General features: G+C 58.1%; 14 protein-coding genes and 3 pseudogenes. 7 read left to right on the top strand and 10 right to left on the bottom strand.

The genetic code is table 11. The annotated features are described in order from the left end of the window. Positions 1-3: 3 nt before the first annotated feature. The 4 genes and pseudogenes from ACYVJT_RS09480 to ACYVJT_RS09465 all read right to left on the bottom strand — a co-directional run bounded on the left by ACYVJT_RS09480 (position 4) and on the right by ACYVJT_RS09465 (position 3420). Positions 4-423 carry a hypothetical protein gene (locus ACYVJT_RS09480; RefSeq protein WP_343956052.1) on the bottom strand — a complete coding sequence of 140 codons (420 nt, stop codon included), beginning with the start codon at positions 421-423 and terminating at the stop codon, positions 4-6. Between the two features lie 40 nt (positions 424-463). Then, a complete protein-coding gene (locus ACYVJT_RS09475; protein ID WP_343956051.1) occupies positions 464-1756 on the bottom strand; it encodes a THUMP-like domain-containing protein in 1293 nt (430 codons plus the stop codon). Positions 1757-1775: 19 nt separating this feature from the next. After that, positions 1776-3026: pseudogene (locus tag ACYVJT_RS09470) on the bottom strand (MFS transporter). A 1-nt stretch (position 3027) separates the two neighbouring features. Continuing rightward, positions 3028-3420 (bottom strand): MarR family winged helix-turn-helix transcriptional regulator, encoded by a 393-nt coding sequence (locus ACYVJT_RS09465; protein ID WP_343956050.1) that lies wholly within the window; start codon positions 3418-3420, stop codon positions 3028-3030. Positions 3421-3764: 344 nt separating this feature from the next. Here ACYVJT_RS09465 and groES point away from each other — a divergent pair, with 344 nt between their 5' ends. Together groES and groL are read left to right on the top strand one after the other, a co-directional pair. Then, entirely contained in the window at positions 3765-4061 is a 297-nt protein-coding gene (groES, locus tag ACYVJT_RS09460; RefSeq protein WP_499418338.1) for a co-chaperone GroES, read from the top strand. A gap of 48 nt (positions 4062-4109) precedes the next feature. Further along, positions 4110-5702, top strand: coding sequence for a chaperonin GroEL (groL, locus tag ACYVJT_RS09455; RefSeq protein ID WP_343956048.1), 1593 nt, complete (start codon positions 4110-4112; stop codon positions 5700-5702). A gap of 134 nt (positions 5703-5836) precedes the next feature. Here groL and ACYVJT_RS09450 read toward each other — a convergent pair whose 3' ends face one another. Beyond that, positions 5837-6202: a VOC family protein gene (locus ACYVJT_RS09450; protein ID WP_343956047.1), complete on the bottom strand. Its 366-nt coding sequence runs from the start codon at positions 6200-6202 to the stop codon at positions 5837-5839. 103 nt (positions 6203-6305) lie between these two features. Between ACYVJT_RS09450 and ACYVJT_RS09445 the strand changes: the two genes are divergently transcribed. Next, the gene (locus tag ACYVJT_RS09445) at positions 6306-7271 is read left to right on the top strand and encodes a helix-turn-helix transcriptional regulator (RefSeq protein WP_343956046.1); all 966 of its coding nucleotides are present in this window, start codon (positions 6306-6308) and stop codon (positions 7269-7271) included. A gap of 253 nt (positions 7272-7524) precedes the next feature. On the opposite strand, the gene ACYVJT_RS09440 is transcribed toward ACYVJT_RS09445, so the two are convergent. The 4 genes and pseudogenes from ACYVJT_RS09440 to arsB all read right to left on the bottom strand — a co-directional run bounded on the left by ACYVJT_RS09440 (position 7525) and on the right by arsB (position 11007). Next, positions 7525-8934: an FAD-dependent oxidoreductase gene (locus ACYVJT_RS09440; protein ID WP_343956045.1), complete on the bottom strand. Its 1410-nt coding sequence runs from the start codon at positions 8932-8934 to the stop codon at positions 7525-7527. Positions 8935-8972: 38 nt separating this feature from the next. After that, complete coding sequence (locus ACYVJT_RS09435) at positions 8973-9398, bottom strand: arsenate reductase ArsC (protein WP_343956111.1); 426 nt, start codon at positions 9396-9398, stop codon at positions 8973-8975. 33 nt (positions 9399-9431) lie between these two features. Next, positions 9432-9848: pseudogene (locus ACYVJT_RS09430) on the bottom strand (arsenate-mycothiol transferase ArsC); the annotation flags it as partial. 4 nt (positions 9849-9852) lie between these two features. Further along, positions 9853-11007: an ACR3 family arsenite efflux transporter gene (gene arsB / locus ACYVJT_RS09425; RefSeq protein WP_343956044.1), complete on the bottom strand. Its 1155-nt coding sequence runs from the start codon at positions 11005-11007 to the stop codon at positions 9853-9855. A 91-nt stretch (positions 11008-11098) separates the two neighbouring features. Between arsB and ACYVJT_RS09420 the strand changes: the two genes are divergently transcribed. From ACYVJT_RS09420 to ACYVJT_RS09410, 3 genes are all read left to right on the top strand, one after another. Beyond that, the gene (locus ACYVJT_RS09420; protein ID WP_343956043.1) at positions 11099-11455 is read left to right on the top strand and encodes an ArsR/SmtB family transcription factor; all 357 of its coding nucleotides are present in this window, start codon (positions 11099-11101) and stop codon (positions 11453-11455) included. Between the two features lie 129 nt (positions 11456-11584). Continuing rightward, the gene (locus tag ACYVJT_RS09415) at positions 11585-12037 is read left to right on the top strand and encodes a PaaI family thioesterase (RefSeq protein WP_343956042.1); all 453 of its coding nucleotides are present in this window, start codon (positions 11585-11587) and stop codon (positions 12035-12037) included. A 41-nt stretch (positions 12038-12078) separates the two neighbouring features. Then, positions 12079-12591 (top strand): PaaI family thioesterase, encoded by a 513-nt coding sequence (locus ACYVJT_RS09410; RefSeq protein ID WP_343956041.1) that lies wholly within the window; start codon positions 12079-12081, stop codon positions 12589-12591. A gap of 21 nt (positions 12592-12612) precedes the next feature. On the opposite strand, the gene ACYVJT_RS09405 is transcribed toward ACYVJT_RS09410, so the two are convergent. Beyond that, positions 12613-12978 carry a winged helix-turn-helix transcriptional regulator gene (locus ACYVJT_RS09405; RefSeq protein WP_343956040.1) on the bottom strand — a complete coding sequence of 122 codons (366 nt, stop codon included), beginning with the start codon at positions 12976-12978 and terminating at the stop codon, positions 12613-12615. Positions 12979-13004: 26 nt separating this feature from the next. Between ACYVJT_RS09405 and ACYVJT_RS09400 the strand changes: the two are divergent. Then, positions 13005-13976 (top strand): annotated as a pseudogene (locus ACYVJT_RS09400) (MFS transporter); the annotation flags it as partial. Between the last annotated feature and the right edge of the window lie 42 nt (positions 13977-14018).

Raw genomic sequence — 14018 nt, 5'->3', positions numbered from 1 at the left:
TTCTTACCGGGTGCGCCGCCGTCGGGTGTATTTGATGATGAGCACGATCAACCCCGGTCCAAAAAATGCCAGACCGAGGCCGCCGGCGATCGCCATACCGACTGGCCCTCGATGCCCGAAACTTGCCGGTGCAACGACTGACGTAATGATCATGAGCACACTGAAGACGGTAAACAACAGACACGTGAGGATCGCAACCATTGTGGAACCGTGGGAACCATCTGCCTGGCTCCACACGAGCACTCCGCCGAGTATGTTGGCGAGACCAAACATCATGCCCGTCAGTGCTATCCATACAGCACCTGTGAACAACAGGAACACACCGACCGCGGCGAATAGCGCACCTATGATGCCCATGATGATGGCGTTTCGACGCTCTTTGCGTTTGTACCTGTGTGCGTAGCGCACCCAATCCGGTGTCATAAGATGACCTGTATATCTCTCGACGGCTCTGGTTCTAAGATTAGATGGGCTCTACAACGATGGCGTAGCGAGCATCGCCGATCCTGGTCAGCACCAGGGTAAGGTGTGCCCCGGCGTTTGGTTTGTTTGTCTTGTGCCCCTGCATGAGTGTACGGCGCAATTCTTCTGGTGACACGTCGACGCCGCGTTTTTTGATATCCAAGCGCGTGACATGGTGGTTCTTGATATAGCTGCGTAACGTTTTGATCTTATAGGGCAGCACCTCAACGATGCGGTATCCCGTCGCAAATGGGGTTTCGACGTATGTATCCGAGCAGAAATAGGCGATATGCTCATCCAGTTGACGACCTGCCGCAGCGTCGGTGGCATCGCCATCCATGAAGTGTTCGACCATCAGATCAGTGATGAGCCCAGCACGAATGACCGCTCCGTCGGGCTCATAGAGGTAGCCGGTCGCACCCTCAATCCCGGTGACAGGCACTTCCGGTGAGCCACCAAAATCCGTGGAGGCTGTTAGCTCGGCGGCACCACCTGCGTTGATCACCAGGGCCGCGCGACGAACATCGGATCGCTGGGTCATGTTGAACCACAGGACGGCCTCGACCACACTGCCGTGTAGCGAGATCCACTGTGCCTCGGCGGTCTCTGGAATGACGTCGTGTGCTAGCGCTGGACCGAGCTTGACCCCGAGCGCATGACCGGCGTCAGCGAGATCTTCTACGAAGGATAGCGGTGGTGAGAATGCTTCAGGCTCAAAGATACGCACGGTGCCGTGGGAGAGTGTCTTGCGACGCGCCGGATCGAGCCAAAAGCCCCGCACGATCTCGGCGTCGGCCGGGTTATCTTCAACCCACTGTGTGGCGTCAGCGACCTGGACTCGCGCGTGTGGGAACGGCATCAAGTTGATGGTGGTGGCAGCCGCGGTGGTCTCATCAATTTCGACGGCAATGACGGGAATGTCGATCCCAGCGATGGCGAGCGCATCAGCACCAAGCCCCGAACCGAGATCGACCACCTCGTCGACGCCTGCGCGAGCAAAACGCCGAGCATGGTGGGCGGCCACTTGCAGGGAGGTGGCCTGTTGCAGACCGGCGTCAGTAAAAATCATTTGATCCACAAATGGGCCGAACTTCGCCTCGGCCTGGGTCCTGAGCTTCAATTGGGTCAACACGGCATTCACCACGGATGCCTCATAGCCGTCGGCCCGCAAGGATTCGGCGAGTTTCAGCGTCTTAACAGACTGGTATTCACCGTCCCGCCACAATGTATTGAGTAGTTTGAAGCCCTCGGGTGTGAGCACGCCGGCAAGTTCAGAAGCAGTTGTATCAGACACAAGTCCCAGCGTACCCGGTTCATGCACCAGGGGAGTGCGTATGGGCCGGCGCGCTGGAGGCCACCCGGGTAAAGATGCGCCCGCGCTGTAGCGGTGAGTTTGGCAATACTCGGAAGCCAGTGGCCACGATGACCAGTGCTGCGGTCAGGACGATGAGGCTGCCCCAAAACGGTCCGGGCGCGCCCCACAGGGTAATCAGCGGTGCTGAGACGAGCGGGAACATTGCGCCACCGAAGAATCGAAAGCCCGAAAATGCGGATGAGGCTATATTGCGCGGTACATCGGTCGCATTGAGCGCTGCTTCGGTAAACATCGTGTTGGACATGCCCTGCAAACCACCCAAGATGATGATGCCGGTCATGACCATGACCATACTGTGAGTGTTCAGCGCCAACACCGTCATCATGGCGGCCATCAGTGCCAGTGCAATAAGGATGGCCGGCACTAGACCGAAGTATCTGATCATCGGCCCCGGCAGTGCCAGCGAGCAGACGGCAAGCGCTGTACCCCAACCGAAAAAGACGAGCCCTAAGGTCAGCGAAGTGTAGTCCGCACCGGATGCGGCGGCCGCACCGGTCAGTGCGTGCGGTGCATATGCCAACATACAGATGATCGTGAAGTTATATAACAGTGAAGCCGACGACCATAACAACAGTGGACGGTGACGCAGGGCAGCGAAGCCCGCTGTGAGCGGCACGGGTTTCGGTTTTGGTAAGGGTTTGACGAACAGTGCCACCGTGGTGGCGGCTATCGCCATCATGATCGCTGTGCCGAGAAAAGGTGTCCGCCACGAGATTGTCCCGAGTGTGCCACCCACCAGTGGGCCCAGTGCCATACCCAAGCCCAGTGCAGCCTCATACAGGACGATGGCATGTGTCGAACGGCCGTGCGCGGCTCCGACAATGACGGCCAATGCCATGGTCACAAACAGTGCGTTGCCAAAACCCCAGCCTGCACGCAGGCCAATCGTGTCCTAAAGCCCGGCCAGGCTCGCGAAGAGCACGATGATCACGAGCCCGGTGACCAGTGTGGCTTTAATACCGATGCGCGTCGAAATGACCCCGGCGAAGAACATCATGCACGCTATGACGAAGAGATACGAGCTAAACAACAGCATGGATTCAAATGCTGAGGCATCTAATTCGGTGGCGATCGTCGGCAGGATGGGAGAAACCAGCCCGATGCCGACGAACGAAGCGGCGGTGGCAAAGGTAATAGCCCACACGCTGGCGGGCTGTTTGAAGAATTGTCCGGTGGCAGCACTGGACATATCAGATCAACTTCTTTCGAACGTTAGGCAATCCTGTCAGATCATTGGTTAGGGTTTCGAAAATTGCGACCGCGCGCTCCACGGTTGCATAGTCATCCGCAGCTAAAGCATCCAGTCGGGGCTGGAGTACCTCAGCCATGTGGCCACGGTACTCGGCAAGCATGTCGTGTCCGCGGTCGGTGAGATCTACCAGTTGAGCGCGTGCATCCAGCGGATCTGGCCTGCGTATCACGAGTTCATCGTCTGCCAAGCGGTTGACGGCCGATGTCATAGCGGGCTGAGAGATGGACTCAACTGATGCCATCAAGGAAATGCGTTGTGGTCCATTGCGGTCGATATAGCCCAGTACACGCATCGACAGCGGAGAAATGGGAATGCCCGACACTTGGGTCACAGCGCGGGCAAATCTGGAGGAGGAAGCAACGATTTGATTGGCTAATGGTCGTTCATCGAACGCGTGGGGATTGTTTGCGCTCGCGGTATCTGAGACGTCGTGTGGGGGGTGTTGGAGTCTCGGGAGTCATAACTAAAGTATATAAATTGTTTATGTAAATAATTAAGGCTCGAGAATTTAGCACTCTATTTGACCAAGTGCTAACGGGGTAATACAGTTGGGATTAGCACACGCACCGCGTGAGTGCTAAAGCCTTTAGGTTCCAGCCATCCGGCACCCGCGACGACGGGTGGCTTACCCGGCAAATGAAGAATATATACCTTTTACTGTAGTAGGAGAGATTCATGGCTGTCTCCATCAAGCCTCTTGAGGACCGCATCGTAGTAGAACCACTGGCCGCCGAGCAGACCACTGCTTCCGGTCTGGTCATCCCTGATACCGCTCAGGAAAAACCACAAGAAGGAAAAGTCGTAGCTGTCGGCCCGGGCCGCGTGGCAGACAACGGCGAACGCGTCGCCGTTGACGTTTCCGAAGGCGACGTCGTGCTGTTCTCCAAATACGGCGGCACCGAAGTCAAATACGCCGGTGAGGAATACCTCGTGCTGTCCGCTCGTGACGTGCTTGCCGTCATCGAAAAATAAGTCTGAGTTTTCAGAAACATTTTTCGAAACGATCACTAAGGAGCACAGTTGGCTAAACAGCTAATTTTCAACGACGAAGCCCGTCGCGCGCTACAAGCCGGTGTCGACAAGTTGGCCGATACCGTCAAGGTAACCCTTGGCCCGAAAGGCCGTAACGTCGTTCTCGATAAAGCATGGGGCGCCCCCACCATTACCAACGACGGCGTGACCATTGCTCGCGACGTCGAGCTGGAAGACCCATACGAAAACATGGGCGCACAGCTGGCAAAAGAAGTTGCCACCAAAACTCAGGATATCGCCGGTGACGGTACAACCACCGCAACCATTCTTGCCCAGGCCCTGGTCAACGAAGGTATGCGTTTGGTTGCAGCCGGTGCAGCCCCGGGCGAAGTTCGCAAGGGCGTTGAGGCTGCGGTAGAAGTACTGCAGCAGCGCCTGTTGGAAAACGCCGTTGAGGTATCTGGTGACAACGTATCCCACGTTGCTGCCATTTCCTCGGGCGAAGATGAGATCGGTGAACTGCTGGCCAAGGCATTCGACACAGTGGGCGTCAATGGCGTCATCACGGTGGAAGAATCCTCGACCACCGATACCGAACTGGAAATCACCGAAGGTATGGAATTCGACAAGGGCTACCTGTCGCCATACATGGTGACTGACGCCGAGCGTCAAGAAGCCGTATTGGACGATCCATACATTCTGCTGACCCAGTCCAAGATCTCCAATGTGCAGGACTTCTTGCCGCTGCTGGAAACCGTCTTGCAGGAAAAGAAACCACTGTTCATCATCGCTGAAGATGTTGAGGGTGAAGCCCTGTCCACCCTGGTCGTGAACAAACTGCGTGGCACGCTCAATGCTGTTGCTGTCAAAGCCCCGGGCTTCGGTGACCGCCGCAAGGCTATGTTGCAAGATATTGCGACGTTGACCGGTGCGCAGGTTGTTTCTGAAGACCTCGGTATGAAACTGGATCAGGTTGGCACCGAAGTTCTCGGTTCGGCACGTCGTGTGACGGTCACCAAGGAAGTCACAACTATCGTTGATGGTGCCGGTGAAGCCCAGGATGTTGCTGATCGCGTCTCGCAGATCAAATCCGAAATCGAATCAACCGACTCGGATTGGGATCGTGAAAAACTGCAGGAACGCCTGGCCAAACTGGCCGGTGGCGTGTCCGTTATCAAGGTTGGTGCCGCAACTGAGGTTGAGCTCAAAGAGCGCAAGGGCCGCATTGAAGATGCCGTCGCTTCTACCCGTGCAGCACTCGAAGAGGGCATCGTTGCCGGTGGCGGTACCGCGCTGATCAACGCTGCTGCTGCCCTTGAAGACGCCGCGGAACTGAAGGATCTGCCATCCGATCAGGTAGCCGGCGTCGACGTCGTGCGTCGCGCCATTGTCCAGCCAACTCGCTGGATCGCCCTGAACGCTGGCGAAGATGGCTCTGTCGTCGTCTCTCGTGTTGCCGAACTGAAACCGAATGAAGGCTACAATGCCGCAACTGGTGAATACGGCAACCTCGTTGACGCAGGCATCATCGACCCGGTAAAGGTCACCCGTTCCGCGCTGGCTAACGCTTCATCGATCGCCGGTATGGTATTGACCACCGAAACCCTGGTTGCCGAAAAAGTTGAAGAAGACGAAAGCTAAACCTTCTCGCTTCTAAAACCTCCCAACAGGACCTCCGCCCGAACTCCGGGTGGAGGTCCTGTGGGTTAAACGAAGAAGGTGTGGAAGAGACACCAAAGTTGTATCAAATACGGACGATGACGCAACACTGAAAATCAATCCACTGGAGCGACCCGAATCAGGTTGCCGTCAGGATCAGCGACCACGAACGTACGACCGAAGACGTCATCATAGGGTGCTTCGATCACTGTGACATTCTTCTTGACCCAGCGTTCATAAAGATTGTCGATAGCAGCAGCCGTCCCAGGAATCATCAAGCCAACTTCACTCACCCGCGGAGTAGTGGAGACAGCATGCTCATTACGACCAGTCCACAAGGCAAACAGCACACCCGGAGCAACCTCAAACGCGACATAGCGTGGACTCGTGAAAACGGGCTCGATGTCGAACAGATCGCTGTAGAAAGCTGTAGCAGCTTCCGCATCCTGGACGTAGATTAAAAATAGATTAGGTGCAGTCATGACGACTCCTTACTCATGGATTCGTGGCCGGACTTGATGGCCACAATCGACCTAACCAGAAAAACATGACAGAACCTGTCACCTTTTATGCGAGACTTGTGACATGAAGTCCGCCAGACTCCTGTCGATGTTGCTGCTCCTACAGGCACGCCCACAGATGACCACCCGCGATCTCGCCGAGCGCTTGGAAGTCTCGCGTCGAACTGTCCTTCGGGATGTCGAGGCCCTATCAGCGGCGGGAGTCCCGGTCTATGCGGAAAGGGGACGCAATGGAGGGATTGTCCTTCTCACGGGCGCACGTCTGAATGTTTCCCACCTCGATCCCGGTGAATTGGAAACACTCGCCATCGGAGGGTTAGATAGCACCCAGCTCGAACAGTTGAATCTGTCTGCCGCTGCCCAACAGGCCTTCAGAAAAATCGCCGCTCACCAGCATCGGTCATCCGCGCGCGCCAACCCAGTACCCCTCCGTGATCTCATCCTGATAGAAAATACGTCGTGGATGAGCCGCCCAGATCATGTGGTGGATATCGCTGACCTGGCAGTGGATCTGCAACAGGGAAAGAGACTGCGGATTACATACCGGCATAGCAATGCCGATCACCCTGTCCAGTACCTTGTCGACCCTTACGGGGTCGTTGCGAAGTCGACCCGCTGGTATTTAATCGCTGACCATGGTGGACAGCCGTGTATGTATGCCCTCGGTAGGCTTTTGAGTTATGAAGTAACGAAAGATCCTGTGGTAACGCGTCCGGGCAATACTCTGCGTACGGTGTGGTCGTCGTTAAAAGAGTCGGTCGAAGCTCCTGGCGAGATTACGATCACCGCGCGCCTACGGACCAGCCGGCTCGATCTTGCTCATCGAATTCTTGGCACCCGGCTGCAAGAGTCGATACCGGTGGACCAAGAATGGAGCCAGGTGGCTATCCAGTACAAGGAGATCGAAGCCGTTCGCCAGCTGCTGCAGTTTGCTGACCACATTGAAGTGCTTGCGCCCGCAGCTGCGCGACAACGTCTCCACGAACTGGCTGAAGATCTCGTGAAACGTCATGCGCAGAGCAGAGCTTAGATGGGCTCTGACCGGGTGCGCCGCTATCTGGGAAGTCCAATTCCTGAAAAACGTTTGCGGGCCAGGATGAAGAAAAGTCGCCAAACGAAGCTACTAAAGACCGCCATTCCTGGCTAACAGTCACATTCCTGACGATTCGAAAGGCATAGTTCAGTGACAGCTGGCCTCCCTGCCTCCCGACCTGAAGAAGCGCTGCGTAGCCAACGCTTGGGTCTGTCTATGAGCGAACTGGTCAAGAATTCAGGCCGGTGATTTAGCAGCAGGTGGAGGTGCGGGCAGGAATTAGTACCGGCTCCGCTGCGGCGGGTGTGCAGCATCCGTGGTCGTCATCGTCCATTTGGGTCAGGGGTGAGAGCGGGGTATCGCAGGTGCCGCCCAGGTCGGTGGTGCACACGCCGGTTTCTGGAAGATCGAGTTGGACGTGGTCGGCTGCTTGTTGGTCGCCGGCCAGGGCTGCGGCGATGGAGCGGACTTGTTCGTGGCCGGTGGCCATCAAGAAGGTTGGGGCTCGACCGTAGCTTTTCATTCCTACGATGTAGAAACCGGGTTCGGGGTGGGCCAGTATTCGCTCACCGTGCGGTTGAACGGAGCCACATGAGTGGAATTCGGGATCGATCAATGGCCCCAACTGCCGGGGTGCTTCCATCGCGGGATCCATTTCCAATCGGAGTTCGGAGAGGATGCCCAGTTCGGGTCGGAAACCGGTGGCTGGGATCAGTATGTCAACGGTCAGATCCCGCTTCTTGGACGAAGTGGCCGCCTGCACGGTCAATTTCTGGCCGGCGGTGTGGAATCCCGTAATGACGAAGGACGTGTGGACCTCAATGATCCCTGACTCGACCAGTTGGCGTAGGCGGGTGCCCAGGGCTCCGCGGGCGGCTAATTCATCGCTATCTTCGCCGCCATAGACCGACGAGACGTCAGCACCGCGGATCGCCCAGCTGATCCGGGTGTCCGGGGCGTGTTCGGCCAGTTCAGCCAGATCTAGTAGCGTATTGGCCGCTGAGTGCCCGGCACCGATAACCAACACGTGTCGTCCGGCGAATCGATCCCGGTCGGTTCCGTTCACGTCGGGCAGCGGGTCAGTAATGCGGCCATTGGTCTTCGCTGCGATCTCACCACGGGCGGGCAGCCCGGACTGGCCTAGCGGGTTGGGCTGGGACCACGTGCCCGAAGCATCGATGACGCTACGGGCGAGCAGGTCGCGAACCGATCCATCCGTGTGGCTGACCCGGACTAGCAGCGGGGTGTCTTCTCGGTGAGCGCTGCGAGTTTTATCGATGCCAGATCGGGAGACCGCGACCACGCGCGTCTCGGTGCGCACAATATCGCCCAGTGCTGCTGCCAGGGGCGTCAGGTAGTCCTGGATGAGTTCGTGACCGGTGGGCAAATGATCCGGACCCGGCGCATTCCAACTGGTGGTTTCTAGCAGCCGGCGGGCGGCCTCATCGATGTTGTATTGCCACGGGGAGAACAATCTGGTGTGACCCCATTGGGCGATGGCTGCTCCCGCAGAGGACCCGGCTTCAACCACCAGCGGGTTCAGCCCACGCTCGCGTAGGTGGGCGGCGGCTGCTAAGCCGATGGGGCCGGCGCCGATAACAATCACCGGCAGCTCATCGGCGTGCTGGGTGGTCTGAGTCTGAATCATATCGTGTGGCATGAGTATTCTCCTCGGGCCTGTGGGCGCGGTGGCGTAGTCTAGCGTTGCTGTTGAGCGTCAGTGGTGGGCATGAGCTCTGAGACCAGCTGCTCAATCCGAGCCTTGATGTCGTCCCGGATGTCCCGGACCGTCTCGATGCCTTGACCTGCCGGATCATCGAGTTCCCAATCTTCGTAGCGTTTGCCCGGATAGATCGGGCAGGCATCCCCGCAACCCATAGTAATGACCACATCAGATGCTTGCACTGCCTCGGGCGTGAGAATATTCGGAGCAGCTGCGGTGATATCAATGCCCTCTTCGGCCATGGCTTCTACGGCCACCGGATTGAGCTGATCAGCTGGTTCAGATCCGGCGGACCGGACCTCGATCCGATCCTGACCCAACTCCCGAAGAAAGCCTGCCGCCATCTGCGAACGTCCCGCGTTGTGCACGCACACGAACAGCACCGAGGGCCGCTCCACCATCGAAGAATCATCGGCGGTGGCGGTGAGTTCGGTCAGCAAACTGCGGACACGGGCATCAATGTCATTGCGGACTAAACGCATCCGGTCGATTCCCTCAATGCCGCGCTTGGACGGTTCATCGGTGGACCAGGTTTCAATGGTGCCGGTCATGTTTTCGATCGGTTCGACGGAGGCTTCGTCGCCCAGCACCACCACCCGATCTACGCTAGCCAGCAGATCCGGGTTTATGACCTGCGGGGTCTCGCCGGACATATCAGCACCGACCTCCGCTGTGACCTCTGCGGAGAGCTGGTTAATGGCGGTTCCAGGTTTCGTGCCGGCAGAGTGTACCTCCACCGGGGCACCGGCTTGTTTGGCGTGGTGGCGCATCAACGCTGCAGCCATTTGAGATTTGCCGCCGTTTTTGACGCAGACGAACAGCACGCTGGGAATAGTCTCTGGGGTAGGCATAATTTCAAACTTCTGTGGTGGTCGCGGCAGTGTCTACGGCGTCGGTGTCTTGTGCCTTGCGAATGGTGGGGACGGTAGGGTCCTGGGGAAAGAGACGGCGCCCCAGCCATAGGGCGACATAGACCAGTCCGACCAGAACGGGGACCTCGATGAGCGGCCCGACCACTCCGGCCAGCGCTTGGCCGGAGGTGACCCCGAAGGTCCCAATCGCCACAGCGATGGCCAATTCGAAGTTATTGCCCGAGGCCGTAAACGCCACCGACGTGGTCTTGGCATAGTTCAGCCCCACCATCTTGGAGACGAAGAAGCTGACCAAAAACATCAACACAAAGTACAGCAGCAGCGGCACGGCCATCCGGGCCACATCCAACGGCTGTGATGTGATGGCCTCACCTTGAAACGAGAACAGCAGCACGATGGTGAACAGCAGTCCGTACAGCGACCAGGGCCCGATCTTGGGCAGGAACGTCTCCTCGTACCAATGGCGTCCCTTAGCTTTCTCGCCGAGGGTCCGTGTCAGGAAGCCGGCCAGCAACGGGATGCCCAAAAACACCAGCACTGATACCACGATGGCTGTGATCGAGAACTCGGCCGAAGTGGTTTCTAACCCCAGCCAGGAGGGCAGCGCCTGAAGATAAAACCAGCCCAGCGCGCCATAGGCCACCACTTGGAACACCGAGTTGATCGCCACGAGCACCGCCGCGGCTTCGCGGTCACCGCAGGCCATGTCATTCCAGATAAACACCATGGCAATACACCGAGCGAGCCCGACAATAATCAGACCGGTGCGGAATTCGGGGAGATCCGGTAAAAACACCCAGGCCAGTACGAACATGAACAGCGGCCCGAGCACCCAGTTCAATACCAGGGACAGGATGAGCAGCTTGCGGTCACCGGTGACCCGTTGGGTCTCGTTATATCGAACCTTGGCCAGTACCGGATACATCATCACTAGCAGTCCGACGGCTATTGGGATCGAGATCCCGCCGATAGTCATGGAGTCCAAGATCGTATTCAGCCCCGGCACAAAGCGGCCCAGCAGCAGCCCTGCACCCATCGCCAACAGGATCCAGACCGCTAACCAACGGTCCAAGAAGGACATCTCCTTCATCACCGGCGACCCCGTAGCCGCAGCGGTATCGTTCACAGTAGTGCTCATGTTTTTGCGAATCCCTCATATTGACGCTCATCAATTCATCAGGCATGACGCTACCCTGACACTTAGATGAACGTCAATGTATCATGGTGTCATGAGCACCACCACTGACGAGACGAACCTAGCTACACCATCCAGTACAGAATGCTGCTCCCTAACTGAGGGGCCGATGAGTGCAACCCAGGCCGAACAGGTCGCCGGGATGCTCAAAGCCTTGGCGGACCCAACCCGCCTGCGGCTGCTCTCCCATATCACCGCGCAAGGTTGTCAAGAAGTCTGCGCTTGCAACCTCACTGACGAACTGGGCATTACCCAGCCCACCGTGAGCCATCACATGAAAAAACTCGTCGATGCCGGACTGGTGACTCGCGAACAGCGCGGCAAGTGGGCTCACTACAGCATCATCCCAGCAGCCTTCGATCAACTGCGCACGCTGCTGGACCTCAGCTAGCGTACTTTGGATCGCGCAGATGTTGATGTCGATATCGAACCAGTGCATGCACCACCGGACTCCTCGCTCCCACAGTGTGTGATTGACGACATCGGCGGTGTACTGTGGCTTCAGAATTAGCAGCGAGAAATGAGGAAGCCTGAAATGACTGCCAAACCCGCAAGCGTCCCCGATGTCTCTTTGGAAGCGGCGAGCCGCTTCGTCGCCGCATCGGGATTCGTTATTGACGAGATCTCGGATGCCCGATTGACCGGCCATGTCGACCTTGGCGAGGATCACTTCACCCCCTGGGGAGTAGTCCACGGCGGCCTCTACACCACCATTGTCGAATCGGCAGGCAGCGTCGCGGCTAGCCAGGCGGTCGCGGAGCGTGGACAGTATGCCGTCGGCGTGCATAATGCCACCGATTTCCTGCGGCCTTCTAGCGGCGGACGTGCCTCGGTCGAGGCCGAAGCTCTCCAACAGGGACGTACCCAGCAGCTGTGGCAGGTCGTCATCACCGACGACGCGACCTCCAAGGTGCTGGCGCGCGGACAGCTGCGACTGCAAAACGTGCCCCTGCCGGACTCCGACCAGAGCTGACCGGCATCCGAAGTCACTATGAACAGATTGGAACTTGCTACATGAGCGCGCACACGTCAGAAAGAGCTACTCTCGTCCGTTGGGAAGACCCGCAGGTGGGCCTGGCCCAGTTGCCGACACTGGACGGCATCGACTTCATGAAGAAAATGACCGCCGGGGAGCTCCCGAACGCACCGATCGCGAATCACATCAACATGGAGCTAACCGAAGTCGCGCACGGTTTGGTTGCCTTCCAGGGCATGCCGGACGAATCCCACTACAACCCGATCGGAATGGTGCACGGCGGCTTCGTGTGCACGCTGCTCGACTCGGCGCTCGGCTGTGCTGTCCACACGACGCTGCCGGAAGGCACCGGGTACACATCCATTGAAATCAAGACCAACTTCCTGCGACCGGTCAGTGCTGATAGCGGCCCCTTGACCTGCACAGGTCGCGTCGTCAAACCCGGGCGTCGAGTTGCGTTTGCTGAGGGGGAGATCGTCGACGTGAACGGTAAGACTGTCGCGAGCGCCACGGGCTCGCTACTGATCTTCCCATTGGAGTCCGCCGGGTGATGCGGCGGCATTTGCCCTGACTCAGGCGCCGATATGCTGCTCTCGGAGTTCCGCCATCCTCGCGTCCAGGGTGGAAGCATCTGTTGAGCGCGCCAAATCCGGCTGGTGCTCGGCTGTTGTAGAGTCGATGAGGATGCCGACTCGAGCCAGTTGCACCATCAGCGGAATCGTCTGCAGCCCCAGTTCGGTCAGCGAGTATCTGCCTTGTTTCCCAAGCAGCGCATCAGCCTTGGTCAAAAACCCGGCTTCCGTCAGATCGGTGAGCCGCCTCGATAGTACGGGGGCACTGATCCCCTCGGCGTTAGCCGTGAGTAGTTCTCGGAAACTGCGCCGGTCGTGAAGTGCGACGTCCCTGAGGATCACCAGACTCCACTGATCTCCAAGCATCTCAAAGGCCCGGTTACCAGCTATCGTTACTCGTCGTCCTCCCGCTTTTCGGCAACCTGTCCGATCAGTTCGGCCGCAGGCTCGTGATGATCTGGGGTATGGGGCTGGTGACCGTCTCGGCGCTCGTCTTCGCTGTCGCGCCGAATGTGGCGTTCCTCTTCGTGGGACGTGTGCTGCAAGGGGCTGGTTCCGGTCTGGCGATGAGTGCAGCGACGGCCTCGCTGGTCGAGAACAACACCGCGGCCAATCCAAGATTCGCTAGCTCACTAGCGACCGTGGCATCGGCCACCGGCCTCACGCTCGCTCTGGTACTCAGCGGAGTGTTCGCTCAATTCGTGCCCATGCCTCTGGTCTGGAGCTACATCATTCTGCTTGCGTTGGCTCTCGCAGCAGCGGTCGCCCTCGCCTTGGCGCCTGACGACCGGCCTGCCGACTCCCGACGGTGGCGGCCCCAGGTTTTGCGACTCCTTCCAGAACTACGGCTGACCTTCTCGGTCGCGACGTTATCCGTAGCACTTGCCTATTGCGTCGGGGCGATCTTCCTCTCACTCGGTGCACACATGCTCGATCAGTTCGTCCAGACTCCCGGCGCCGCCATGGTCGGTATGCTGTTGGCTTGCTCATCCGGAGCCATCGGTGTCACAGCACTGCTGCTGTCACGAGTACCGGCACACATCTCAGTGCGACTCGGGGCGATTCTGACCATACTCAGCCTCGCACTGATGACCGCTGCTGTAGTGTTCGGGTCCATTGTGCTGTTTCTGGTCTGGTGCATCGTCGGCGGAGTCGCCTACTCCTTCGCGTTCTCCGGCGGGCTCGGCATCATCAACCACACAGCTCCCGTCGAGCACCGTGGTGCGACGCTGTCCCTGCTCTACTTAGTTGCCTACGCACTCCAGGCAGCCACTGCAATCGGTATTGGTGCACTGGCCACGGCCACTACTACTACAGTCGCTTTTATTTTTGGTGGTGTCGGCGGTTTAATCGGACAGTGCTGAAATGTCGTGTTAATTCTGTCGTATGAGTGAGAATATTGGTGT

The organism is Yaniella soli, from assembly GCF_054782375.1.
The sequence above is the reverse complement of the archived record's forward strand: the minus strand, read 5'-3'. Positions and strand labels throughout refer to the sequence as shown.